This is a genomic window from Microbispora hainanensis (genome assembly GCF_036186745.1).
Taxonomy (GTDB): domain Bacteria; phylum Actinomycetota; class Actinomycetes; order Streptosporangiales; family Streptosporangiaceae; genus Microbispora.
Genome location: NZ_CP108086.1, coordinates 588349 through 612921, shown reverse-complemented (window position 1 = coordinate 612921; position 24573 = coordinate 588349). Strand labels below are relative to the sequence as shown.

At 71.0% G+C, this 24573-nt stretch carries 24 protein-coding genes and 3 tRNA genes; 17 read left to right on the top strand and 10 right to left on the bottom strand.

What is annotated here, in order from left to right:
* Positions 1-129: 129 nt before the first annotated feature.
* Both OHB01_RS02810 and gltX read left to right on the top strand, forming a co-directional pair.
* Positions 130-900 carry a fumarylacetoacetate hydrolase family protein gene (locus tag OHB01_RS02810; RefSeq protein ID WP_142646094.1) on the top strand — a complete coding sequence of 257 codons (771 nt, stop codon included), beginning with the start codon at positions 130-132 and terminating at the stop codon, positions 898-900.
* 28 nt (positions 901-928) lie between these two features.
* Entirely contained in the window at positions 929-2257 is a 1329-nt protein-coding gene (gltX, locus tag OHB01_RS02805; protein WP_205829978.1) for a glutamate--tRNA ligase, read from the top strand.
* Here gltX and OHB01_RS02800 read toward each other — a convergent pair.
* Positions 2154-3485: an MATE family efflux transporter gene (locus OHB01_RS02800; RefSeq protein WP_328854890.1), complete on the bottom strand. Its 1332-nt coding sequence runs from the start codon at positions 3483-3485 to the stop codon at positions 2154-2156. The two genes, gltX and OHB01_RS02800, sit on opposite strands and share 104 nt — an antisense overlap.
* Positions 3486-3557: 72 nt before the next feature.
* On the opposite strand from OHB01_RS02800, the gene OHB01_RS02795 reads away from it, so the two are divergent.
* Positions 3558-4097: a PadR family transcriptional regulator gene (locus OHB01_RS02795; protein ID WP_142646088.1), complete on the top strand. Its 540-nt coding sequence runs from the start codon at positions 3558-3560 to the stop codon at positions 4095-4097.
* Positions 4098-4112: 15 nt separating this feature from the next.
* On the opposite strand, the gene OHB01_RS02790 is transcribed toward OHB01_RS02795, so the two are convergent.
* Positions 4113-6095 carry a M3 family metallopeptidase gene (locus OHB01_RS02790; protein ID WP_328854889.1) on the bottom strand — a complete coding sequence of 661 codons (1983 nt, stop codon included), beginning with the start codon at positions 6093-6095 and terminating at the stop codon, positions 4113-4115.
* A gap of 248 nt (positions 6096-6343) precedes the next feature.
* Here OHB01_RS02790 and OHB01_RS02785 point away from each other — a divergent pair.
* The 4 genes from OHB01_RS02785 to OHB01_RS02770 all read left to right on the top strand — a co-directional run bounded on the left by OHB01_RS02785 (position 6344) and on the right by OHB01_RS02770 (position 7296).
* Positions 6344-6415 (top strand) — tRNA-Gln (locus OHB01_RS02785).
* 45 nt (positions 6416-6460) lie between these two features.
* A tRNA-Glu gene (locus tag OHB01_RS02780) sits at positions 6461-6533 on the top strand.
* Positions 6534-6546: 13 nt separating this feature from the next.
* Positions 6547-6619 (top strand) — tRNA-Glu (locus OHB01_RS02775).
* A 248-nt stretch (positions 6620-6867) separates the two neighbouring features.
* The gene (locus OHB01_RS02770) at positions 6868-7296 is read left to right on the top strand and encodes an ester cyclase (RefSeq protein ID WP_142646085.1); all 429 of its coding nucleotides are present in this window, start codon (positions 6868-6870) and stop codon (positions 7294-7296) included.
* A gap of 31 nt (positions 7297-7327) precedes the next feature.
* Here the strand turns inward: OHB01_RS02770 and OHB01_RS02765 are convergent, their stop codons facing one another.
* On the bottom strand, positions 7328-8050 hold the full coding sequence (locus tag OHB01_RS02765; RefSeq protein WP_142646083.1) for an MgtC/SapB family protein: 723 nt from the start codon (positions 8048-8050) through the stop codon (positions 7328-7330).
* Between the two features lie 77 nt (positions 8051-8127).
* On the opposite strand from OHB01_RS02765, the gene OHB01_RS02760 reads away from it, so the two are divergent.
* Entirely contained in the window at positions 8128-8622 is a 495-nt protein-coding gene (locus OHB01_RS02760) for a PaaI family thioesterase (RefSeq protein WP_147943801.1), read from the top strand.
* Here OHB01_RS02760 and OHB01_RS02755 read toward each other — a convergent pair.
* Positions 8600-10303: a hypothetical protein gene (locus OHB01_RS02755; RefSeq protein WP_328709296.1), complete on the bottom strand. Its 1704-nt coding sequence runs from the start codon at positions 10301-10303 to the stop codon at positions 8600-8602. The two genes, OHB01_RS02760 and OHB01_RS02755, sit on opposite strands and share 23 nt — an antisense overlap.
* Positions 10304-10460: 157 nt before the next feature.
* Positions 10461-11177, bottom strand: a complete 717-nt coding sequence (locus OHB01_RS02750; protein ID WP_079312748.1) for an IclR family transcriptional regulator — start codon at positions 11175-11177, stop codon at positions 10461-10463.
* A gap of 140 nt (positions 11178-11317) precedes the next feature.
* On the opposite strand from OHB01_RS02750, the gene leuC reads away from it, so the two are divergent.
* From leuC to OHB01_RS02725, 5 genes are all read left to right on the top strand, one after another.
* A complete protein-coding gene (gene leuC / locus OHB01_RS02745) occupies positions 11318-12703 on the top strand; it encodes a 3-isopropylmalate dehydratase large subunit (protein WP_142646077.1) in 1386 nt (461 codons plus the stop codon).
* 32 nt (positions 12704-12735) lie between these two features.
* Positions 12736-13323 (top strand): 3-isopropylmalate dehydratase small subunit, encoded by a 588-nt coding sequence (gene leuD, locus OHB01_RS02740; protein WP_142646074.1) that lies wholly within the window; start codon positions 12736-12738, stop codon positions 13321-13323.
* Positions 13302-13562, top strand: coding sequence for a hypothetical protein (locus tag OHB01_RS02735; protein WP_147943798.1), 261 nt, complete (start codon positions 13302-13304; stop codon positions 13560-13562). Before leuD ends, OHB01_RS02735 begins: the two co-directional genes overlap by 22 nt.
* Positions 13563-13615: 53 nt before the next feature.
* On the top strand, positions 13616-13912 hold the full coding sequence (locus tag OHB01_RS02730) for an HU family DNA-binding protein (RefSeq protein WP_142562214.1): 297 nt from the start codon (positions 13616-13618) through the stop codon (positions 13910-13912).
* Between the two features lie 402 nt (positions 13913-14314).
* Complete coding sequence (locus OHB01_RS02725) at positions 14315-16339, top strand: SpoIIE family protein phosphatase (protein WP_328854888.1); 2025 nt, start codon at positions 14315-14317, stop codon at positions 16337-16339.
* Here the strand turns inward: OHB01_RS02725 and OHB01_RS02720 are convergent.
* Positions 16318-17853, bottom strand: coding sequence for an MFS transporter (locus OHB01_RS02720; protein ID WP_328854887.1), 1536 nt, complete (start codon positions 17851-17853; stop codon positions 16318-16320). The two genes, OHB01_RS02725 and OHB01_RS02720, sit on opposite strands and share 22 nt — an antisense overlap.
* 149 nt (positions 17854-18002) lie before the next feature.
* Here OHB01_RS02720 and OHB01_RS02715 point away from each other — a divergent pair, with 149 nt between their 5' ends.
* Entirely contained in the window at positions 18003-18374 is a 372-nt protein-coding gene (locus OHB01_RS02715) for a YciI family protein (protein WP_142646071.1), read from the top strand.
* Complete coding sequence (locus OHB01_RS02710; protein WP_142646070.1) at positions 18371-19585, top strand: RNA polymerase sigma factor; 1215 nt, start codon at positions 18371-18373, stop codon at positions 19583-19585. Before OHB01_RS02715 ends, OHB01_RS02710 begins: the two co-directional genes overlap by 4 nt.
* 16 nt (positions 19586-19601) lie before the next feature.
* On the opposite strand, the gene OHB01_RS02705 is transcribed toward OHB01_RS02710, so the two are convergent.
* Positions 19602-19784, bottom strand: coding sequence for a hypothetical protein (locus tag OHB01_RS02705; protein ID WP_142646069.1), 183 nt, complete (start codon positions 19782-19784; stop codon positions 19602-19604).
* 411 nt (positions 19785-20195) lie between these two features.
* Positions 20196-21062: a TetR family transcriptional regulator gene (locus OHB01_RS02700; RefSeq protein ID WP_328854886.1), complete on the bottom strand. Its 867-nt coding sequence runs from the start codon at positions 21060-21062 to the stop codon at positions 20196-20198.
* A gap of 110 nt (positions 21063-21172) precedes the next feature.
* Here OHB01_RS02700 and OHB01_RS02695 point away from each other — a divergent pair, with 110 nt between their 5' ends.
* On the top strand, positions 21173-21964 hold the full coding sequence (locus OHB01_RS02695) for an SDR family oxidoreductase (RefSeq protein WP_142646068.1): 792 nt from the start codon (positions 21173-21175) through the stop codon (positions 21962-21964).
* Between the two features lie 269 nt (positions 21965-22233).
* On the opposite strand, the gene OHB01_RS02690 is transcribed toward OHB01_RS02695, so the two are convergent.
* Positions 22234-22434, bottom strand: coding sequence for a hypothetical protein (locus OHB01_RS02690; RefSeq protein ID WP_142617359.1), 201 nt, complete (start codon positions 22432-22434; stop codon positions 22234-22236).
* Positions 22435-22505: 71 nt separating this feature from the next.
* Between OHB01_RS02690 and OHB01_RS02685 the strand changes: the two genes are divergently transcribed.
* Positions 22506-23753 (top strand): MFS transporter, encoded by a 1248-nt coding sequence (locus OHB01_RS02685; RefSeq protein WP_147943795.1) that lies wholly within the window; start codon positions 22506-22508, stop codon positions 23751-23753.
* On the opposite strand, the gene OHB01_RS02680 is transcribed toward OHB01_RS02685, so the two are convergent.
* Positions 23750-24493, bottom strand: coding sequence for a TetR/AcrR family transcriptional regulator (locus OHB01_RS02680; RefSeq protein WP_147943794.1), 744 nt, complete (start codon positions 24491-24493; stop codon positions 23750-23752). The genes OHB01_RS02685 and OHB01_RS02680 overlap by 4 nt on opposite strands.
* Positions 24494-24573 lie beyond the last annotated feature (80 nt).

Sequence of the window (24573 nt, the reverse complement as noted above, 5' to 3'; positions counted from 1 at the left end):
AACGGCACCTCGCTGCGTTGTGTGGACGCCCACGGCTCCGCTGTGGCCTCCTCCTCCGCCTTGCGATGCACCACTCCGGACACCGCTCCTTCTGGCAAACCTTGGCGGTCGCGGCACTAGGCTCGTGACGTGCGTATTGCGAGGTTCTCGATGGGCGACCAGGTCGCCTTCGGCGTGGTGGAAGAGGGCGGGCAGGTCATCGCCCGCATCGGCGGGCACCCCTTCCACGGGGTGGAGTTCACCGGCGAGCGGTTCCCGGTCGCCGAGGTCCGCCTGATCGCCCCCATGCTGCCCAGCAAGATCATCGCTATCGGCAAGAACTACGCCGACCATGCCAGGGAGATGGGTGGCGAGCCTCCGGCCGAGCCGGTGATGTTCCTCAAGCCCAACACGACCGTGATCGGGCCGTCGGAGGCGATCGCCTACCCCGGGAAGCTGACGGAGCGGGTCGACTACGAGGGCGAGCTGGCCGTGGTGATCGGCCGGCTGTGCCGTGACGTCCCCGCCGAGCGCGCGAGCGAGGTGATCTTCGGGTACACCTGCGCCAACGACGTGACCGCACGCGACCTGCAGGCCAGGGACGGCCAGTGGACCAGGGCCAAGGGCTTCGACACGTTCTGCCCGCTCGGTCCCTGGATCGAGACCGAGCTCGACCCGGCCGACCTGGCGATCACCACGACGCTCAACGGCGAGGTCAGGCAGAGCGCCCGCACCTCCCTCCTGCTGCACGACATCCCCGCGCTCATCGCGTACGTGAGCGCGGTCATGACCCTGCTGCCCGGCGACGTCATCCTGACCGGCACGCCCGCCGGGGTGGGGCCGATGTCCGTGGGCGACGAGGTCGGCGTGACCATCGAAGGAATCGGAACTCTCACTAACCGGGTGATCTCACGTGACTAGGGTGCGCTTCGCCCCTTCGCCCACCGGCATGTTCCACGTCGGCGGCGCCCGTTCGGCGCTGTTCAACTGGGCGATCGCCGAGCAGTCCGGCGGCACGTTCGTGCTGCGCATCGAGGACACGGACGCGGCACGCAACCGGCCGGAATGGACCGAGGGCATCATCTCGGCCCTCGCCTGGATCGGCATCAGCGGCGACTCGCCGCACTTCGAGGGGCCCTACTTCCAGTCCGCCTACGAGCAGCAGCACCGCGACGCCGCGGCCAAGCTGCTCAAGGAGGGCAAGGCCTACCACTGCACCTGTACGCGTGACGACGTGAAGGCCAGGACCGGCTCGGAACACCAGGGCTACGACGGCTACTGCCGCGACCGTGGTCTCACCGAGGGCGCCGTGCGGTTCCGTACGCCCGACGAGGGCGTGACCGTGGTGGAGGACAAGGTCCGCGGCCGGGTGGAGTTCCCCAACTCGGCGATGGAGGACTTCGTCATCGTCCGCGGGGACGGCTCGCCGCTGTTCATCCTCGCCAACGTCGTGGACGACATGGAGATGCGCATCAGCCATGTCGTACGGGCCGAGGAGCACCTGTCGAACACGCCCAAGCAGCAGCTCCTGTGGGAGGCGCTCGGCCACGAGCCGCCGATCTGGGCGCACGTGCCGGTGATCGTCAACGAGAAGCGGCAGAAGCTGTCCAAGCGCCGCGACAAGGTCGCCCTGGAGTCCTACCGCGACGAGGGCTACCTCCCCGAGGCGATGGTCAACTACCTGATGCTGCTCGGCTGGGGGCCCGGCGACGACCGCGAGATCATGCCGTGGTCGGAGATGATGCCGCTGTTCCGGCTGGAGGACGTGAACCAGGCGCCGGCGTTCTTCGACGAGAAGAAGCTGCGGGCCTTCAACGGCGAGTACATCCGGGCGCTGCCACGCGAGGTGTTCGTCGCCCGCTGCGAGCCGTGGCTCGACCCGTCGTGGGACCGCTCGGTGTTCGAGCGCGTGGCCGACCTGGTGCAGACCCGGGTCGCCGTGCTGTCGGAGGTCACCGCCAACGTCGACTTCCTGTTCCTCGACGAGCCCGTCTTCGACCAGGCGTCCTGGGACAAGGCGATGAAGCCGGGCGCGGCCGAGATCCTGGCAGGGTACGCCGAGCGGCTGGAGACGGTCGACTGGAACCCCGAGTCGCTCAAGACCGCCCTGGAGGAGGTCGGCCTCGCGCACGGGCTCAAGCTCGGCAAGGCGCAGGCCCCCGTCCGCGTGGCGATCACCGGCCGGACCGTGGGCCTGCCGCTGTTCGAGTCGATCGAGGTGCTCGGTCGCGAGCGCTCGCTCGCCCGGGTGCGCGCGGCCCTCGCCAGGCTGGGCTGACCAGGCCGAGCGACAGCGCGGCGCCGGCGGCCATGGCCAGCCAGACTCCCGTGGTGCCCATCCGGGCGCCGAGCAGGAAGGCCAGCGGCAACTGGACGGCGAAGCCCGCCAGCGTGGCCGCGAGCAGGCCGGCGCCCCGCCCGCCGGCCTGCAGCACGCCGCCGACGGCGATCAGCCCGCCGAAGGGCACGAGATAGAGCGGCATGCAGCGCAGGAACCACACGGCCTCCGCGGCCACCGCGGGGTCGGCCGTGAACAGGCCCACGGCCGCGGGGGCGAGCGCGTTCAGCACGAGCGAGGCGGCCAGCCCCGCGGCCAGGCCATAACGCACCACGGGAGCGGCGTGCCCACGAGGCGGGCCGTCCGCCTCGCCGGCCCGCGAGGTGTGGATCATCGCCGCCTGCCGGAGGGCGTAGAAGGACATCACCCCGGCCATCATGATCTTCAGGCCGATGCCGTACCCGGCGAGCGCGGCCACGCCGTGCCGGCCGACGATGCCGGTCAGCGCCATGCCCACGAGCGCGCGGGCGAGGAAGTCGCCCGACATGGGCAGCCCGGTGCGCAGGATCGCCGCCGCGTCCGACCGGCTGACCGTGCCCTTCTCCGCCCCCGTCCGCGCGCGCAGCCGCCGTACGAGCAGGAGGGCGGACACGGCCAAAGTGGCCAGACGGGCCGCCACGGTGGCCAGCGCGGCTCCGCGCACGCCCAGGCCGAGCCCGTAGATCAGCAGCGGGTCGAGGCCGATCACGAGCACGTTGCAGAGCAGGGCGGTCCGCATCGGCGTCCGGGTGTCGCCGAGTCCCTTGAAGACGCCGTCGACGAGGTTCTGCGCGTAGAAGATCGGGATACCGGCGAACACCACCGCGTAGTAGCCCGCGGCCAGCCCCACCGTCACGGGATCGTCGGTGAACAGGCGGGCGATCGGCTCGCGCAGCAGCACGCCGGGCACCGCCACGGCCAGGGCGAAGCCGCCCAGCAGCAGCCAGGCCGTACGGATGACCGGGGCCAGCGGGGCGCGGCCGTCGCGTCGTCCGACCAGGACCGTCGTGCCGGTCCCGATGCACAGGATCACGCCCAGGGCCAGGTTCTCGGTCGTGGTGGCGACCGTGACCGCCGCGACGGCTTCGCTGCCGAGGCCGGAGACCCACAGCGTGTCGATCAGCCCGACGGCCACGACGGCCGTCAGCAGCTCGACGTAGACGGGCAGGGCGAGCCTGATCAGGCGCATACGTTCACCTCGGCATCCTGAGAACATCGAATCGAGATACATCGAATAGAGGTATAACGATACGATGCCGCCGTGGCAAGCGGTGACCTGGCGCTGACGATCCTCGGATTCCTCGACGAGGAGCCAATGCACGGATATGAGCTCAAGCAGCGGATCGCCGAGCTGAGCGGGCATGTCCGGCCGGTCAGCGACGGCGCGCTCTATCCGGCGATCGCCCGCATGGAGGCCGCGGGGCTCCTTGAGCGGCACGAGGAGGAGGGCTCGGGTGCCGCCCGGCGTCAGGTGCTCACGATCACCGAGCGGGGCCGGGAGGAGCTGTTCAGGCGGCTGCGGGAGCCGTCCGATCTCGAGATCAGCGACCAGGCGAGGTTCTTCACCGTGCTGGCGTTCCTGTCCCGGCTGCCCGATCCCGAGGATCAGGCGCGGGTGCTGCGCCGGCGCCTCGCCTTCCTGGAGACGCCGGCGAGCTTCTTCTACCGCGGCGGAAAGCCCCTCAGGGCCGAGGAGACGCCCGATCCCTTCCGCCGCGGCATGATGCTCGTCGCCCGGGCCGTGACCGCCGCGGAGAAGGACTGGCTCCGGCAGGCGATATCGGACCTCACCCGGACGTGACCGCTACCGGAGCCCTTACAGCAGCCCGCGGCGGTCGAGCAGGGGAGTGATCTCCGGGGCGCGGCCCCGGAAGTCGCGGAACGCCGTCATCGAGTCGACGCTGCCGCCCCGGGACAGCAGGGCCCGGCGGAACGTGTCGCCGTTCTCCCGGCGCAGCCCGCCGTTCTCGTTGAACCACTCGACGGTGTCGGCGTCGAGGACCTCGCTCCAGATGTAGGAGTAGTAGCCGGCGCTGTAGCCGCCCGCCCAGATGTGGGCGAAGTAGGTGCTGCGGTAGCGCGGCGGGACGGCCGGCAGGTCCACCCCGGCCTCCCGCAGCGCCCGCCGCTCGAACTCCTCCACGTCCTCCTCGCCGTCGTACGCCGTGTGCCAGGCCCAGTCGAGCAGGGTGGCGGCCAGGTACTCCAGCGTGGCGAAGCCCTGGTTGAACTTCTGCGTCTCCAGCATCCGGTCGACGAGGTCCTGCGGCATCGGCTCGCCCGTCTCGTGGTGCCGGGCGTACTCGGCCAGGATCTCCGGATGGGTCGCCCACATCTCGTTCACCTGGGAGGGGTACTCGACGAAGTCGCGCGGCACCGCCGTGCCCGAGAACCGGGGGTGGCGCACGTCGGAGAACAACCCGTGCAGCGCGTGCCCGAACTCGTGGAACATCGTGTTGACCTCGTCGAACGTCATCAGGGTCGGCTCGCCCTTGACGATGTTGAGGTTGTTGACCACGACCGGCCTCGTGCCCTCCAGGCCCGACTGCCGCACCAGGCTGTTCATCCACGCCCCGCCCCGCTTGGAGGCCCTGGCGTGGAAGTCGCCGAGGAACAGGCCCAGCGGGGAGCCGTCCTCGTTGCGCACCTCGAAGACCCGTACGTCGGGGTGGTAGCCGTACAGGTCGGTGCGCTCGTGGAAGGTGACGCCGTACAGGCGCGACGCCGCGTTGAAGACGCCCTTCTCCAGCACGGTGTTCAGCTCGAAGTACGGCCGCATGAGCCGGCTGTCGATGTCGTAGCGGGCCTTGCGCACCTTCTCGGAGTAGAACGCCCAGTCCCACGGCTGGATCGGGTGACCGGCGATCTCCTCCAGGTCGGCCTGCTCCTTGCGCGCGTTGGCGACGGCGGGCGGCACGAGCCGGTCGAGCATCTCGGTGACCGCACGGGTCGAGCCCGCCGTCTGGTCGGCCAGGACGTACTCCGCGTGGTTCTCGTAGCCCAGCAGCCGGGCGCGCTCCCGGCGCAGGACCGCCATCTCCTTGATCAGCTCGGCGTTCGCCGCGCCCCGCCCGACCGAGGCGCGGTGGATCCGCTCACGCAGGGACCGGTTGGTCAGCTCGGCCAGGGCGGGCTGCCCGGTGGGCAGGACCAGCGTGATCAGATACTTGCCGTCCAGCCCGCGCTCCCCGGCCTGGTCGGCGAGCGCCTGGATCGCGTCCTGCGACAGCCCGTCGAGCTCGGCCACGTCCTCGACCACCACCGCCCGCTCGTTGGTGTCGGCGAGCAGGTTCTGCTCGAACGTCGTGCCCAGGGCCGACAACCGCTCGTTGATCTCCCGGAGCCTGGCCTGGTCCTGCGGGCCCAGCGTGGCGCCCGCCCGGGTGAAGTCGGTGACGTAGCGCTTCAGCAGCCACCGCTGCTCCTCGTCGGCCGCCTCGACCGCCTGGATGCGGGCGAAGAGCCCGGCGTTGAGGTGGATCGCGTCGGCGTGCTTGGAGAGCTTCGGCGTGACGTCCTTCTGGATCTCCTGGACGCCCGGCGTCGTGTCGGAGGACGCCTGGTTGAAGAACACCGCGGAGACCCGTTCGAGCAGGGCGCCGGACCTCTCCAGCGCCTCGATCGTGTTCTCGAAGGTAGGCGGCTCCGGGTTCTCGGCGATCGCCTCGACCTCCGCGAGCTGCTCGGCCATGCCCTGCTCGAACGCCGGCGCGTAGTGCTCCTCCCTGATCTCCTGGAAGGGGGGCAGCCCATAGGGCAGGGTGCTCGGGCTGAGGAAGGGGTTCGCGGCCGAGGTCATGGCTGGCGGCTCCTCACGTGGTGCTGACGGTTTCCCCCAGCCTCGCACAGGAGGATCCGGCCCCGCGCGCAGGAGGACCGCCGTTCTCCACCAGCGAAGATCCGGCCTTCCTCCGGGGGATCGGCCCTGCGTACGGGGCATCGGATCACGAGATCGCGAGGCGCGCCGCAATCGTTTTGGTAGTGGGTCGCAAGCTGGGCTATTCTTTCGGAGTCGCAAGCGAGAGCCGCGAGGCCCCCGCGAGCAGATGGGGTATGGGGTAATTGGCAGCCCGACGGATTCTGGCTCCGTTAGTCTAGGTTCGAGTCCTGGTACCCCAGCTGGATCCCCCCAAGGGATTCTGCTGGAAACAGCGCAGTGTGCAAGGTCCCGTCGTCTAGTGGCCTAGGACGCCGCCCTCTCAAGGCGGTAACGGCGGTTCGAATCCGCTCGGGACTACTTCACTGCACTCGGCTCCGTCGTCTAGTGGCCTAGGACGCCGCCCTCTCAAGGCGGTAGCGCCGGTTCGAATCCGGTCGGGGCTACATCCACCGGGAACCTCGGCACTTGCCCGTGCCGGGGTTTTCGCCGTTACGGACGCCGCGCTCCGCTCATGGCCCGCTGCGCGGGCGCGAATCCGGTGGGGGCTACATCCACCGAGAACCTCGGCACTTGCCCGTGCCGGGGTTTTCGCCGTTACGGACGCCGCGCCCCGCTCATGGCCCGCTGCGCCGGGTTACCCTCCGAGACCCGCCGCTTACGCTGGAAGCGACGGGGCGGGGGGTGATGGACGGTGACATCGGCGCGGGAGATCTTGGACCGGCTGGTGCGCGCCTTGGACGCTCATGACGTCGAAGGCGCGGCCCTGCTGTTTCATCCACGGGGCGCCATCGTGGGCCCGGAGGGCACGGCGGACGGGCGCATGGAGGTCGCGTCATACCTGGAGAGGTTCTTCGTCGCCTTTCCGGATTGTCACCACCTGATCTGGCGTCAGCTGGACGTCGGCGACTGCGCGGTCAACGAGTCGACGCTGACCGGCACGCACAAGGGTCCGCTGCTGTTGCCGACCGGTGAGGAGATCGAGGCGACGGAGCGGCGATTCCACCTGCGTGCCTGCCAGATCGCCACGGTCGAGGACGGGCTGGTGATCGGCTACCAGTTCTACTGCGACCAACTGGAGCTGCTCGCACAGCTCGGGCTCTATCCGCCGCCACCGGACTAGCCACCGGACCGGCCACCTGGCTGGAAGCGAGCTAGAAGTGCTGGGCGTTGGCGTCCTCACAGGCGACGGCGACCACGCCCTCTATCTCGGCCAGTTTGCTCGTGAGGTCCGCGATCGAGCCCGGGCCGCGGATCAGCAGGGTGACCGTTACCGTGCCGGCGTCGTGGCTCCTGCCGGGCTGCTCCAGCGACAGCTCGTCGACCACGAAACGCAGGCCCGTGCACTCGGCGAGGGCCTGGCGCAGCACGCCCCGTCCGTCCGCGTACGACAGGCGCAGCCGTGACTGGGCGTGCTTGGAGCGGGGGAGCCGGGCGGCCAGCGGGGTGAGCCCCAGCATCACGACGAAGTTCCCCACCGTGGCGAGGACGGCGAGCCACCAGAGGCCGGCCCCCGCGGCCATGCCGACCGCGGCGGTGAGCCACACGGCGGCGGCGGTGGTCAGTCCCTTGACCACGTCGCGGCGTACGAAGATCAGCCCGCCGCCGATGAAGCCGATGCCGGAGACGATCTGGGCCGCGACCCGGGACGGATCGAGCACCACCGACTCGCCGAGGATGTCGGAGAAGCCGTACTTCGACACGAGCATGAACAGCGCGGCGCCGAACCCCACGAGCGTGTGCGTGCGCAACCCGGCGCTCTTCTGCCGGATCTCCCGCTCCAGCCCGATCGCCGCCGACAACACGAGCGCGAGGGCGAGATCGACGCCCTGTTGCCAGCCGGGGGCGCCACCCGCGCTCAGTGATGCCGTTATCACACGACAAGACTAGGTTTCCTCGCCTCGGGATGTGCGCGATTTGCGTTACGGGAACCCTGAGTTCGAAAATTAGACTCATGACGACGACAGCGAACACGCGTACGCATACGTGGGCTCCGACGACCACGCCTCCGGCCGACATGAGCGGGATCGACTTCCTGCGGGCGCTGCTCGCCGGGCGGTTCCCGCCGCCCCCGATCGCCGGCACGCTGGGCTTCACCCTCGTCCGTGTGGAGCCGGGGGTCGCGGTCTTCGAGGGGGAGACGGGCGAGCACCAGTACAACCCGCTGGGCTCGATTCACGGCGGCTACTTCGCGACGCTGCTCGACTCGGCGCTGGGCTGCGCGGTCATGAGCCGCCTGCCCGCCGGGCGGGGCTACACCACCACCCAGCTCAACGTCCACATGGTGCGTCCCGCCTTCGCGCACACGGGAACGCTGAGGTGCGAGGCGACCGCCCTGCACGTCGGCAGGACGGTCGCGACCGCGGAGGCGCGGCTGACGGCCGTGGGCGACGGCAAGCTGTACGCCCACGGCACGACGACCTGCGCTATCTTCCCGACCGCGCCTTGAACAGCGCCCGCTTGGCGGCCTTGACCACCTGCTTGTCCGGGTGGGTCTCGCCGATGAGGTCCAGCAGCTCCTCGACGTGAGGGTGGTGGACCTTCCAGATCACGTCGAGCAGCCCGATGAGCGTCTGCGCGGGGCCGATGTCGTGCAGGCTGGACACGAACTCCGGCCTGCCGAGCCCGGCGGAGATCGTCCACATGTCGAGGATCAGCCAGTGGGTGTCCGCCTGGGTCGGCTCCGGGGCGTCCTCGACGTCCATCTGGGTCAGGTGCGTCGCGGCGTACGGCCGCAGCGAGGGCTCCTTGAGCGCCTCCTGCCAGGCGGGGATGGCGGCCTCGCCCAGGGAGCCCACCAGGCTGGCGGCCTGGACTCGCACGAGGGCGTCGGCCTCCTCCTCGGCGGCGGCCTGGAGCAGCTCGGAGGCGGCCCGCTCCGGGTCGCGCAGGGCGAGCCAGGCGGCGAACTCCTCGTCGGCCTCCTCCTCGGACATGTCGGCGCTGAACGACAGCAGGTCGAGCGCGGTCATGGCGTCGATGGCGGGCCGGGCGTCGATCTCGATGTCCTCGTCGTCCAGCATGTGGACGAGGCCCTCGGTGCCGAGCGGCGTGAGGGTCACCGCGTCGCCTTCGACGGTGACCATGCCGTAGCCGGTCAGCCAGGCGAGCACGGAGGCGAGCGGGTCGCCGGCCGCGGCCCAGGCGTCGGCGCCCAGGTCGTCGTACTCCGCCGCGGCCTCGGCCAGCTCCTCGCGCAGCGAGGACACCGGCCGCGTGCCGTCGGCCAGCAGCACGCGGATCAGCAGCGCGCGGGTCAGGCCCGACAGGGCCAGCGTGAGATCGTCGTCGTCCAGCTCGGGGTCGCCGTAGTCGAGAGAGTGGAGGCCGAGCATCCAGGCGTCCAGGACGTCGTCGTCGTCCTCGAAGGGCCAGGCGGCGGTGTCGGAGTCGACGCTGACCGTGTCGTCGCCGTCGGGGGCGAGGAACTCCAGGTCGATCGCGAGGTTCCACAGGTTCCAGATGTTGCGCGCGTCGGGCAGGCCGAGCGTGCGCACCGCCTCGTCCACCTCGGACTCGGTGAGCAGCGTCTCCTCGCCCACCTTGCGCCCGGTGCCGACCCACAGCGCCAGGTCGCGGGCCTGTGCGATGAGCGTCACCCCGCGGGCCGCCTCGGCCAGCTCGGTGTCGGGACGCAGCCTGATCGTGGGCAGGGCGCCGATCTCGTCGGCGAACGGCTCGAAGTCGCCGAGGCCCTCGTCGGCCTCGTCCTCGTCGAGCTCGTCCTCCTCCTCGTCCCAGTCGCGCTCGGCGATGGTGTCCTCCATCGCGTCCACGAAGTCGTCCTCGACCTCGTCCAGCTCCGCGAGCAGGGTCTCCAGGGACGCCGAGCCCGGCGAGAGCCGTCCGGTGGACGACAGGAACGTCAGATAGGACCGGACGGCGGTGATCATGCCGTCCGCGGCGGCGTCGGGGTCCTCGACGACCTGGGGCATGCGCTCCAGCAGGACCGTGCGCAGGTCTCCACGCTTCCACAGCCCGACGTCGTTGCGGGCGATCAGCCGATGCCACAGGGCGACGGGGCCCACGAGATCGGGGTCGCTGCCGGGTGCGTTGTCCGGCGCCCAGAGGATGAATTCTTGGAGCAGGGGACGCAGTTCAGCGGCGGCTGCCTCGATGCGGTCTGTCACCCCGCCAGCCTAGTGCCGCGACCGCCAGGATTTGCCCGGAAGGAGCGGTGTCCAGGGCGGGTGGGGCGACCAATGCGGCGAGGCGCCGCTCCGGGTGACGCGACGGGGTCAAGACCGGCGGGAGGGGGCGCCGGGGGCTGCCCGGACCGCTCTCCGATCAGTTCGCGCGGCGCATGGCTTCGGTGATCCGCTCGGCGGCCGCGACGACGGGGGCGGCGTGCATCCGGCCGGGCGTACGGGTCAGCCGCTCGATGGGGCCGGACACGGAAACCGCGGCGATCACCTTGCCGCCGGCGCCGCGGATGGGCGCGGAGACGCTCGCCACGCCCTGCTCGCGCTCGCCGACGCTGTGGGCCCAGCCCCTCCTGCGTACGCTCGCGAGCGTGGCGGCGGTGAACTTGGCCCCTCGAAGGCCGCGGTGCAGCCGGTCGGGCTCCTCCCAGGCGAGCAGGATCTGCGCGGCGGAACCCGCGGTCATGGGCAGGGCGGAGCCGACCGGCACCGTGTCGCGCAGCCCGCTGGCGCGCTCGGCGGCGGCCACGCAGACCCGCTCGTCGCCCTGACGCCGGTAAAGTTGAGCACTCTCCCCGGTCAGGTCGCGAAGCTGGGTGAGCACCGGGCCGGCGACGGCGAGCAGCCGGTCCTCGCCCGCGGCTGTGGACAGTTCCGACAGGCGGGGGCCGAGGATGAACCGGCCCTGCGTGTCGCGGGAGACGATGCGGTGGTGCTCCAGCGCGACGGCCAGCCGGTGGGCCGTCGGCCTTGCCAGGCCGGTCGCCTGGACGAGCTGTGCCAGGGAAGCCGGGCCCGCCTCCAGGGCGTTGAGTACGAGAACCGCCTTGTCGAGTACTCCGACCCCGCTAGAGTTGTCCATACCCCGATACTGCCGTCTCGCCATACGAGATGCAAACGCAATGTTGGGAAACAACAGATACAGTGTCCATATCCCGATATTTCCGTCTCATCATGAGAGACACGACCGCGGGGGTCTGAACGCGAGGAGGCGTCACAACCATGGGTCGCACACTGGCTGAGAAAGTCTGGGAGCAGCACGTCGTACGGCGTGCCGAGGGCGAACCCGACCTGCTCTACATCGACCTGCACCTCATCCACGAGGTGACCAGCCCGCAGGCGTTCGACGGCCTCCGCATGGCCGGCCGCACCGTGCGTCGCCCCGAGCTCACGATCGCCACCGAGGACCACAACGTGCCGACCGTGCTCGGGCCGATCTCCGACCCGGTGTCGCGCACGCAGGTCGAGACGCTGCGCAAGAACGCCGCGGAGTTCGGCATCCGCCTGCACCCGATGGGCGACGCAGGTCAGGGCGTGGTGCACATCATCGGCCCGCAGTTCGGACTGACCCAGCCCGGCATGACGATCGTCTGCGGCGACTCCCACACCTCGACCCACGGGGCGTTCGGCGCCATCGCGTTCGGCATCGGCACCTCCGAGGTCGAGCACGTGCTGGCCACCCAGACGCTGCCCGCCTACCGGCCCAAGACGATGGCCATCGAGGTCAAGGGCGAGCTGCCGGTCGGCGTGACCGCCAAGGACCTGATCCTCGCGATCATCGCGAAGATCGGCACCGGCGGCGGCCAGGGCCACATCGTCGAGTATCGCGGCGAGGCCGTGCGCAAGCTCTCCATGGAGGGCCGCATGACCGTCTGCAACATGTCGATCGAGGCAGGCGCGCGGGCGGGCCTGATCGCCCCCGACGAGACCACGTTCGAATACCTGCGCGGCCGTCCGCACGCGCCCTCCGGCGAGGACTGGGACCGGGCCGTCGAATACTGGAAGACGCTGCGCACCGACGACGACGCCGAGTTCGACAAGGTCGTGGAGATCGACGCCGCGACCCTCACGCCGTTCGTCACGTGGGGCACCAACCCGGGCCAGGGCGCGCCGCTCGGCTCCACGGTGCCGTCGCCCGAGCAGTTCGCCGACCCGGTCGAGCGGTCCGCCGCCGAGCGGGCGCTGGAGTACATGGGCCTGACCGCGGGCACGCCGCTGCGCGACATCCAGGTGGACACCGTCTTCGTCGGCTCCTGCACCAACGGCCGCATCGAGGACCTGCGCGCCGCCGCCGAGATCCTGCGGGGCCGCAAGGTCGTCACCCGTACGCTGATCGTCCCGGGCTCCATGGGCGTCAAGAAGGCCGCCGAGGAGGAGGGCCTCCACGAGGTCTTCAAGGCGGCCGGGGCCGAGTGGCGCGAGGCCGGCTGCTCGATGTGCCTGGGCATGAACCCCGACACCCTGAAGCCGGGCGAGCGCAGCGCCTCGACCTCCAACCGCAACTTCGAGGGCCGCCAGGGCAAGGGCGGGCGCACCCACCTGGTCTCGCCGCAGGTCGCGGCCGCGACCGCGGTGACCGGCCGGCTGACCGCCCCCGCCGACCTCTAGCCCGCCCGCCCCAGTCCCAGGAAGAGATCATCATGGATGCCTTCACCACCCACACCGGCCGGGCCGTGCCGCTGCGCCGCAGCAACGTGGACACCGACCAGATCATCCCGGCGGTCTGGCTGAAGCAGGTCAGCCGTACGGGCTTCGAGAAGGGCCTGTTCGCCGCCTGGCGCGAGGACCCGTCCTTCGTGCTGAACGACCCGGCGTACGAGGGCGCGTCGATCCTGGTGTCCGGGCCCGACTTCGGCACCGGTTCCTCGCGCGAGCACGCCGTCTGGGCCCTCCAGCAGTACGGCTTCCGCGTCGTGATCGCCTCGCGGTTCGGCGACATCTTCCGCAACAACTCCACGAAGATGGGCCTGCTGCCGGTCGTCCTGCCCGAGGACGTCGTCAAGCGGCTGCAGGACGCGGCCGAGGCCGACCCGAAGACGGAGATCACCGTCGACCTGGTGGAACGCCAGGTGCGCTCGGGCGACATCGTGGCCTCGTTCGAGATCGACGACTACACCCGCTGGCGGCTGATGGAGGGCCTCGACGACATCGGGCTGACCCTGCGTCACGCGGACGCCATCGAGGAGTACGAGAATGGACGGCAGCCATGGCTGCCGACGACCGTCTGAACGATCCTCAGACCGTAGATGAGCTGCTGGCGCGGCGACTGCGTGATGCGCATCGCCGCGTCAGAGCGTTAGCCTTACCACAGGAGGAGCAGGCCCGCCTGGCGCGACGGCTGCTTGCTATCTGTGACGTGGCAAAGCGGGACATAGCCCATGCGGCCGCCCGGCTGGACGCCTTCATCGCCTATCTGGACGGCACATTCGACACGCCGAGCAGGCGAAACATGCCCCATGGTGATTGAAGTCCCGCGACCTCGTCCCCTAATTTCAAGCGCGTAAGGGGGAGGAAACCGAAATGAACAAGAAAGAACTCGTCGACGCGATCACGGATCGTGTCGGCGACAAGAAGACGGCTACCGAGGCCGTCAACGCCGTCCTCGACGCCATCCAGAGCGCTGTCGCGAGCGGGGACAAGGTCTCGATCACCGGCTTCGGCGCCTTCGAGATGGTGCACAAGCCGGCTCGTACCGCCCGCAACCCCTCCACCGGGGATCCGATCAAGGTGGAGGAGAGCTGGGCACCCAGGTTCCGGCCCGGAGCAGATTTCAAGGAGCAGGTCAACGCGGGCGGCAAGGCTGCGAAGAAGAAGTAGCCGGCCCCACCCCGCACCAGTGGACGGCGCTCGGAGCCCCCGGGCGCCGTTCGTCGTTTCCGGGGCCCGCCGACGATGCCGCCGCCGCGTGAGGGCCCCGTGGCGCGGGGGCACTGCGGCGCGGGGGCGCTGTGGCGCGGCTTTTCGTACTGCAGCACAGGTGCCCTGAGGCGCCTGCCGCTTAGGCTGCCGCATGAGGGCCCTGTGGCGCCGGTGGCACGAGGACCCTTCCTTCTTCCCTCTCTGACCTGGGAAAACGTGTGTAATCTCAGGTAGGCGAGTCGTAGGGCGGGTATACGGGGTGCCCTCGATCGCGTGCACACGGTCGGACCGGGGGAAGAAGCAGTGCAAGTCGGTCAAAAGTCTGAGACGGCGGCAGCGCGAAAACGCCAGTCAAACTGGGTGCCGCTGGACGTGTTCGACCGGGCGCCGGTCGCGGTGCTGGTGACCGGTGGGGTCGAGCATCGGCTGCGCTATACGAACAACGCCTTCCGGGCGATGTTCGGGCACCGGCCGATCGGGGCGCCGGTGTCGGAGGCTCTCGACGACCTCGTGGGGCACGACACCCTCGCCGCGTTCGACAAGGCGCTGGCGACGGGGCGTACGGTGCGCCTCGACGACGTCTCCACGACCGCGGACGGCGGCGACGGACGGCACGACCGTCTCTTCCGGGTGAGCCTCTCCCGAGTGCCCCTCCAGCATGGCGGGTGGGGACTTCTGGCGCTGGTCCAGGAGGTCACGGCACAGGCCGCCACCGCGCGGCGGCTGCACGCCATGGAGAAGGAGTTGCGCCGCCTCCGGCGCCGCTACCAGAGCATCATCTGGGCGGGCGCGCACGGGGTGTGGGTGACCGGCCCGCACGGCGAGTCCAGAGAGAGCCATGGCTGGCAGCGGCTGACAGGACAGAGACCGGAGGAGAGTTTCGGCCACGGCTGGATGGAGGCCCTGCACCCCGAAGACCGCGTGTACGCCGAGGAATGGTGGGGCAAGGCCTCCGAGCAGGAGGTCCCGCTCCAAGAGGCGACCTACCGCGTCCGCCCCCGCGACGGCGTCTACCGGCACATCCGGTTCCGGGCCGTTCCGGTGCGCGAGAACGGCGCGGTGGTGGAGTGGGTGGGCACCTCAACCGACGTCGAGCAGGAGTGGCAGGAGGAGCGCCGCCGCCGGCTGCTGGAGCGCGCCGCGGCCGCCGCGAGCGACATCACCAACCTGGAGGAGATGTGCCAGGCGCTCGCCGACGTGGTCGTGCCCGAGCTCGCCGACACCTGCGACGTCCATCTGCTTCGCGAGCCGAACGGCGGTCTTCCGTACACGGACGTCATCGTCGCCGAGCGCCTCGGCTGCGCCGTAAGTGAGGGAATACCGACGCTGCCGATGCTGCAGGAGCACTACTCCGCCGAGGTGCTGCGGCGAGCGGTGAGGCAGCGCCGCCCCGCCCAGATGTCCTTCCCCCGTGGACGTCCTCCGTTCCTCTACCCGGAGGCGATCAGCAGGTGGCTCGCCGAGATCGAGGCGCACAACGTTGTCATCCTCCCGATCGTGGTCGAAGGCGAGGTCGCGGCCGTGGTCACGGCCTGCGTCCGCGGGGACCGGCCTCCGATCGGCCAGACCGACATCGACCTGATGGGGCAGATCCTCGATCACACGCACGACGCCATCAGCAATGCTCTGCGCTTCCGGCGCACCCAGCGGGTGGCGCTGGCCCTGCAGCACAGTCTGCTGGCCGAGCCGCCGCATATCCCCGGTCTGGAGCTCGCCGCGCGCTACCAGCCGAGCCCGACCGCCGCCGAGATCGGCGGAGACTGGTACGACGCGTTCGTGCTGCCCGGTGGCGCGGTCAAGCTGGTGATCGGCGACGTGGCCGGGCACGACCTCGCCGCCGCAGTCTGCATGAGCCAGGTGCGCAACATGCTGCGGGCGCTCGCCGTCGATCGTGACGAGTGCCCCGGTGAGGTCCTGCAGCGGCTGAACAGCGCCATGGAGGCCCTGAACGGCGAGACCACGGTCACCTGCGCCCTGACCCGCGTGGAACGGGATGCGGAGGGCCTCTGGGGGCTGGCCTACTCCGCGGCCGGCCACCCGCCGCCGTTGCTGGTGACCGGCGAGGGGGAGGCCCGCTTCCTCCGGGAAGCGGGCAACCCGCTTCTCGGCCTCTGCTACGAGCAGCCGTGGATCAGCGCCGTCGAACCGTTGCCACCGCGCAGCACGCTGCTGCTCTACACCGACGGCCTCGTCGAGCGGCGCGGTGAGGACATCGGCGACGGGCTCGAACGGCTGCGGCGGTGCGCGGAGCCGCTCGCCCGCGAACCGCTGGACCGGTTCTGCGACCAGGTGCTCACCGGGATGCCGGTGACGGGGGAGGACGACGTCGCCATGATCGCGTTACGGGTGCCGATGGAAGGCGGCTACGAGGGAGTCACCTCATAACCGGCCTCACGACCGGCCTCGTGACCGGCCTTATGACCGGGGACCGGAGCCGTGGCGGTCCGGGTCGCCGGACGCATCGCCAGGACCAGCATGGCCAGCCCGGCGAAGACGACCGCGGCTGTCAGGCCGGTGACGTGCAGGCCGGCCGTGAACGCCTCCCGTGCGGCGTGCAGCAGGTGCGCGCCCTCGGCGGCGGGAAGGTGCCGGCTCGCGGCGACCGCGCCGGCCAGCGAGTCGGACGTGCCGTCCATCCTGCCGCGGTAGACCACCGAGGCCACCACGCCGAGCAGCGCGAGGCCGAGCGAACCGCCGAAGTAGTTGCCGGTCTCCGACATCGACGCCGCCGAGCCGGCGCGCTCCGGCGGCACGGACCCGACGACCAGCCCGGTGCCCAGCGCGAACAGCGGGCCCGTGCCCAGCGCCAGCACGGTGATGCCGATCACCACCGGCGGCAGGGCACCCGCGCCGCCGACACCGGCGCCGATCAGCAGCAGGCCGCCCACCGCCGACACCGCCAGTCCGCCGGCGATGGCGGTCGTCCGCCTCACCCGGCGGGCCAGCGCCGGCGCCGCCATGGTGCCGGCCGCCGTGCCCAGGCCCATCGGCGCGAACAGCAACGCCGACACGGCCGGGGAGAGGCCCAGCACGCCCTGCAGATACTGGGTCACCATCAGGCCCGTGCCGGCCATGGCCACGCCGGCGAAGACCAGCGCGACGAGCACGGCCGTGAAGGGGCGGTTGCGGAGCAGCCGCAGATCGAGCAGCGGCGCCTCCACCCGCAACTGCCGCCGTACGAACAGGAAGCCCAAGCCCGCGCCCGCGACGAGGGCGCCCGCCGGGACGGCCGGGCCGCTCGCGACGGTCAGTTGCTTGATCCCGAAGACCGTCAGGAGCACCGCCGCGAGCGACAGCACGACGCCGGCCGGGTCGAGCCGTCCGGCCTGGTCGCTGCGGAACTCCGGCAGCAGCACCGGCCCGGCGAGCAGCAGCAACGCCATCGCCGGCACGGCGACCAGGAACACCGATCCCCACCAGAAGTGCTGGAGCAGGAACCCGGCGAGCACGGGCCCGAGCGCGCCGCCGGTGAACTGGCAGGCCGCCCAGATCGCGATGGCCTTGCCCCGCTGCCGTTCGTCGCGGAACATGCTGGTGATCAGGGCGAGCGTGGACGGTGCCAGGGTCGCCCCGGCGACGCCCAGCAGGGCACGCGCGACGATCAGCATCAGCGGATCGGCCGCGAAGGCCGCCGCGACCGACAGCACCAGGAACGCCGCTCCGCCGATCAGCAGCAGCCGCCGGCGGCCGATCCGGTCGCCGAGCGTGCCCATCGTGATGACCAGACCGGCCACCATGAACCCGTAGCTGTCGCTGATCCACAACTGCTCGACGCTGGTGGCTCCCAGGTCGGCGCTCAGCTGCGGCAGCGCGAGGAGCAGCGCCGTCGCGTCGATCGCGACGAGCAGCGCCGGCAGCGCCAGGACGACCAGTCCCAGCCACGCCCGGTTGACTCGCATGTCGAAACTCCCTGTTCTCTCGACGTCTCGCCGATCGGTCGGAGCGGCCGGGAGTTTTTTGACGCGAGTACATGTCAAGACGGCGGAGCCGGCTCCGACCACCCGGTGGAAGGGCCCCGAGGGGGCTCGCGAACCACGAGGAGAACGAGATGAAGTTCCTGATCAGCCTGCACATCAACCCGGCCGTGCTCGACGCGCTGACCGACGAGGAGCGGGCGGCGATCGGCGAGGGGCACGGCAGGTTCATCGAGGGACTGAAGCGGTCCGGGGAGCTGATCACCACGCAGGCGCTGGTCGACCCGTCGCAGGCCGCGGTGGTGTCCGTACGCGACGGCCAGCCGGTGGTCACCGACGGCCCCTTCCTGGAGGCCAAGGAATATCTGGGCGGCTTCTACCTGATCGACTGCGAGAGCAAGGAGCGGGCGATCGAGCTGGCCGCGCAGATCCCGGACACCGCGATCGAGGGTCTCGGCGTCGAGGTGCGGCAGGTCATGTTCGCCGACGGACAATTGGAGGCATGACAGCACCGGTCATCGAGGACCTGTTACGTGAGCTCACGCCGCAGGTCCTCGGCGCGCTGGTACGGCGGTACGGCCGGTTCGAGGGGTGCGAGGACGCCGTGCAGGAGGCCGTTCTCGCCGCCGCCGTGCAGTGGCCGGCCGAGGGGGTGCCGGACAACCCCCGCGGCTGGCTGTCGACCGTCGCGTCCCGGCGGCTGATCGACCAGATGCGCAGCGACCACGCGCGCCGTGAGCGGGAGTCGGCGACGGCGGCCGTCGAGGTGACACCGGAGGACGTGCCGGACACCGACGACACGCTCGTCCTGCTCTTCCTGTGCTGCCATCCCACGCTGACCGCGGCCTCCCAGGTCGCCCTGACGCTGCGGGCGGTCGGCGGCCTGACCACGGCCGAGATCGCCCGCGCGTTCCTGGTGCCGGAGGCCACGATGGCGGCCAGGATCAGCCGGGCCAAGCAGCGCATCAAGGCCGCCGGCAGCACGTTCGCCATGCCGGGCGGCGCGGAGCTCCACGAGCGGCTCCGCGTCGTCCTGCACGTGCTCTATCTGATCTTCAACGAGGGCTACACCGCCTCATCGGGCAGTGAACTGCACCGCGCCGACCTCGCGCACGAGGCGATCCGGCTGACCCGGATGGTGCACGCCCAGTTGCCCGAGGACGGCGAGGTGACCGGGCTGCTCGCGCTGATGCTGCTGACCCACGCCCGCCGGGAGGCCCGTACGACCCCGTCCGGCGACCTGGTGCCGCTGGACGAGCAGGACCGCGCGAAATGGGATCGCGGGCTGATCGACGAGGGCATCGAGCTGATCAAGGCTGCGCTGGCCGGCCCCGAGCTGGGGCCCTACAAACTGCAGGCCGCCATCGCCGCCACGCACGCCGACGCGGCCACGGCCGAGGAGACCGACTGGCCGCAGGTGCACGCCCTCTATCTGATCCTGGAGCGGATCGCACCCAACCCGATGGTCACCCTCAACCGGGCGATCGCGCTCGCCGAGATCGAGGGCCCGAAGGCCGGGCTGGCCCTGCTGTCCACGCTGGACGGGGACGAGCGGATGGCCGGGCACCACCGGCTGCTGTCCGTGCGCGCGCATCTGCTGGAGAAGACCGGCGACACGGCCGGGGCGTACGAGCACTACCGGCGCGCCGCGAAGGCCACGGCCAGCATGGCCGAGCAGCGCTACCTGGAGTCCCGGGCCAGGCGGGTGCGGCCGTAGCCGCCGCCCCGCCCGCTCAGACCCCCAGGAGGTGCCGGAGGACCAGCAGCCCGATCTCCAGCCCCAGGTGCATGCCGACGCCGGCCTCGGCGGAGCCCGCCAGGGCGAGGGCGAGAGGCATCAGGACGGGGAACAGGACACGAGCCGTCCGGTGCAGGATCTGCGGCAGCGTGAACGGAACGGAAATCGTGATCGTCATGACGGACCTCCTGTCCCGTGCCGGGAGTGCGGCACGGATGAGAACCCGTCACCTCGCGTGACAGCGGGCGGCGACCGCCTCGACGACGCCGGGGCTTCGCGTCGCGGGGAAGGCGACGGGATGGGATGGTTCTGGGCTACTGCCGGATGTCATCCCGATCACCTCCTCGGTGTCGTACGGCGGCGCGTAGAGCCTCTCCAGTAGAACCCCGGCCGGGTGATCGGGTCAAACCCGCCCCAGGCCAGGGCCCAGGTCAGGGCCCAGGTCAGGGTCAGGGCTCAGTTCAGGAGGGTGAAAGCGGGGAGAGCGTCTCGCGGGCGACAGGTCCGCGGCCCAGGCGTCGGGGGTGCTCGCTCATCGGCGGCCACCGGAGACCGGGTCTGCCTGATCAGACCGACTCGGAAGCTCCCATCAGGCGATGACCGGCGCGCTGGGGGAGCCGAACCCGCGCAGCAGGGTGTCCACGACCCGGGTCGCGAGGGCCTCGGCGTCCCGGCTTTGGGAGTCGCCGTCGGATGTGCTCCCGGACGTGCCTCCAGACCTGTCCCCGGCCCTGCCCTGAACCCCGCTCTCAGACCCGTCCTCGGACACGCCTCCGGATGTGCCCCAGGCCCCGTCCCCGGACCCGTTTTCGGACGTGCCCTCGGCCCCGCCCTGAGACCCGCCCTCGGACATGCCTCCGGATGTGCTCCCGGCCCCGCCCTGAGACCCGCCCTCGGACACGCCTCCGGACGTGTCTCTGGACGTGTCTCTGGCCGCGCTCTCGGCGGCGGCCTCGTGGATGAGGGCGTAGTAGACGCGGCGGGTCCAGTCGATGTCGGCGTCGGGACGCAGCACACCCGCTTCACGGGCCCGGCGGAGCAGCCGCTCGCAATCGTCGCGGACCTTCGCGTGCACGCGGGCGGCCTCGGGGTGGGCGTCGTCGGCCGTACGGTTCATGGCGAACCACCAGTCCGTCTTCACCCGCAGGACGTTGGCGGTCACCTGGTAGAGCGCGACGAGGGGCGGCGTGCTGTCCGCGTGGGCCGACTCGACGGCCTCGGCGAACCGGCGGGCGGCCCAGCCGGTGAGCTCCTCCACCAGGGCCTCGCGGGTGGCGAAACGGCGGTGGACGGTCGTGCGGGCGACCCCGGCCGCCTGGGCGACCTGCTCCATGGTCGCCGCCGGATTGGCGGCGAACACCCGCTCGGCCGCCTCCAGGATCGTCCGCACGGTCCGCTCGGAGTCGGCCCGGAGCGGGCGCTTTCCGAGCTGCGAAGGCTGCTGGGCTTTCGGCACCGTCACATGCTACCGGCAGGATTCAGCTCGCTCATGACTTGCAACATTTATGTAGCAAGTTATAGCTTCATTGCGTCATTCAAGTTGCGAAAAGCGCGGAGGGGTGCGCCATGGACATGGGACTCAAGGGACGTACGGCGCTGGTCACCGGTGCCAGCCGGGGCATCGGGCTGGCGGTCGTCGCGGCGCTCGCCGCGGAGGGCGTCCGCGTGGTGGCGGCGGCGCGGAACGTCAGCGCGGAGCTGAAGGAGACCGGCGCGATCGCCGTTCCGGTGGACCTCTCGACGCCCGAGGGCCCGGCGCACCTGGTCGAGCTTGCGGTGGCAGAGCTGGAGGAGGGTCTCGATCTGCTCGTCAACAATGTGGGCGGCGGGGACCCCGGCGTGAACGGCGTGCGGGGATTCCTCGGCTTCGCGGATGACGAGTGGCTCTCGTGGTTCGACCTCAACTTCTTCGCCGCCGTACGGACGACTCGCGCCGCGCTGCCCGCCGTCGTGCGCCGCCGCGGTGTGATCGTGAACATCTCCTCGAACGGCGCCCGCATGCCGCACGTGGGCCCGCTGCCGTACACCACGGCGAAGGCGGCGCTCACGGCGTTCGGCAAGGCCCTGGCGGAGGAGTTCGGGCCGCAGGGGGTGCGGGTGAACACGGTCTCGCCCGGCGCGGTCCGCACCGCAATGTGGGAGGCGCCCGACGGCTACGGCGCCGAGCTGGCTGCGGCGCTCGGAGTGTCGCACGAGCAGTTTCTGGCCGGGCTGCCGGCCCGGGCGGGCATGACCACGGGACGGCTGGTCGAACCGGCGGAGGTGGCGGCCCTCGTGACCTACCTCGCCTCACCGCGCGCGGCGAGCGTCAACGGCGCGGACCTGGTGATCGACGGAGGAGCGCTCAAGACCGTCTGACGCGCCAACGCCCGAAACGCGGGAGACTCCGGGGGCCCGAGACGCGGCGCCGGACACGTGGCGCGCCGGGACTGAGCGCCGGGACTGAGGGGGCGGGAGACCCAGGGCGTCGCAAGCTCGGCGGGCCGCGGACTCAGGGCGCCGGCGACTCCGGGGGCCCGAGACGCGGCGCCGGACACGTGGCGCGCCGGGACTGAGCGCCGGGACTGAGGGGGCGGGAGACCCAGTGCGCCGGAGACCCGGAGGACAGGAGACGGAGCGCCGGAGACTCAGGGCGTCGGGAACGTGGAGAGCGTCACGTAGGTGACGCGGTCGTCCGCCATGACGAGGGCGACCCGCTGGCCGGGGCGCAGGTGGCGCAGCGGCCCGGCGTCGAACGCCTCGCCGTCGAACGGGATCCGGGTGCCGTCGTCGAGGAAGACCCAGCCCGAGCGGGTCGCGGGGTCGAAGCTCTGCACCGTCGCCTGCACGCCGCAAGCCTACCGCTGTGCGTGGAAAATCCTTTGACCAGCGAATCCTCCGGCTGCCAGCATGGCCCGCCATGACCGAGGCAGTGGCGAGGAGCCTGTGGCGCGTGCGTGACTTCCGGCGATACGCCGGGGCCGACGCGATCAGCAAGCTCGGCAGCGAGGTATCCCTGGTCGCCCTGCCGCTCACGGCGGCGCTCACCCTGCACGCGAGCCCGTTCGAGGTGGGGCTGCTCACCGCCGCAGAGATGGTGGCGTTCCTGCTCGTCGGCCTGCCCGCCGGAGCGTGGGTGGACCGCATGCGGCGCCGTCCGGTGCTGGTCGCCGCCGACGTGGTCCGCGCCCTGGCGCTGCTGTCGATCCCGGCCGCGGCCCTGCTCGGAGTGCTCGGCCTGCCGCAGATGTACGCCGTGGCCTTGGTGAACGGGCTGTGCACGGTCTTCTTCGATGTCGCCCACCAGAGCTATCTCCCGTCCATCGTCGGCCGGGAGGACCTCGCCCGCGGGCACGGCACGCTCGCCGCGAACCAGTCGCTCGCCCAGCTCTCCGGCCCGGGGATCGGCGGCTGGCTGGTGCAGGCGCTCACCGCCCCGATCGCGGTGGTCGCCGACGCCCTCAGCTACGCGGGGTCCGCGCTGCTGCTCCTCGGCGTACGCGCGGACGAGCAGCCCGGTGAGAAAGCCCTGAGAGACAGAGACGTCAGGGGCGGCGCCCGGCTGTGGCCGGAGATCGCCGAGGGCCTGCTGTTCGTCGCCGGGCAGCCCGTCCTGCGCCGGGTGGCCGCCGTCGGGGCGTTGATGATGCTGACGTTCGGCCTGTGGTCGGCCACGGTGCCGCTCTACATGGTCCGCGAGGTCGGCGTCAGCCCCGGCACGTACGGCATGCTGCTGTCGGCCGGAGCGGTGGGCGGGGTGGCCGGGGCCTGGCTCGCCCCGCGGATCACGGCCCGCGTCGGCACGGGCCGGGCCATGTACGGCTCGGCCTGGGCGGCCACGGTCTGCATAGCCCCGCTCGCGCTGACGGCGGCGGGCCCGCGCCTGCTGATCCTGCCGGCGGCCCTGGCGGCCAGTGGGGTGGCGACCACCGTGTTCAGCGTGGCGCAGGGGGCCTACCGCCAGTCGATCTGCCCGCCGCACCTGCTCGGCAGGCTGAGCGCCACGATGCGGTTCCTGATGTGGGGTCCGATGCCGCTCGGCGGCCTGCTGGCGGGCACGCTGGGGCAGCTCGCCGGGGTGCGCGTCGCGTTCTGGACCGCCTGCGGGGCCTACACGCTCGCCCATCTGCCGGTCCTGCTCGCGCCGCGGATCCGCGCGGTCTCCTAACCCTCCTCGCGCTCCTCGCCGGGCTCCGGCTCACCGATGTAGGAGGCGAGCCCGCGCAGGATGATCTCCAGGCCGAGCTCGAACCGGTAGTCGTTCGACTCGTCCATCATGATGTCGGCGAGCGCCACCAGGTTCGGGAACCGGTCGGGCGGCAGCGAGGCGAAGTAGCCGTTGATCTCCTCGCGCAGCTTGTCCCACGAGCCCTGCGACTCGCGGTAACGCTCCTGCCAGACGGTCTCCTCCAGCGCGAACCCGTTGATGTAGGTGGACAGCAGGTCGCCGGAGATGGCCAGCACGTGCCGCGGAATCCCGGCGGCGGCGAAGACCGCCAGCAGCCGCTCGACGTAGGGGAGCAGCTCCGGGGTGAACGGCACGTGGCCCATGGCGAGCTTCGGCAGGTCGCGATGGCTCAGCATCCGCTCACGCGCCTGGCGGGCGAAGTCCTTGACCTGCTCCCGCCAGTGCTCGGGGTCGGGCTCGGGAACGTCGTAGCCCTCGAACATGCGGGTGTACATGAGCTGCAACAGTTCGTCCTTGTCGCGTACGTGGACGTACAGCGCCGAGACGGCGACCCCGAGTTCGGCGGCGACCTGCCGCATGCTCAGCCGGTCGTATCCATCACGGTCGAGAACCGTGTAGGCGGCGTCGACGATCCGCTCGCGGGTGAGTGGCACCCTGGCGGGCGTACGTCGCCTGGGCGGACGCTCCCACGGCGGTGTGGGCATGTCCGGCTGTGTCATGAAGGACCTCCCGCTGTTCCGCCCATGCTAATGAACACCGCTCCGCTTCCACGAACACCGCTCTCTCAACGAGATATATC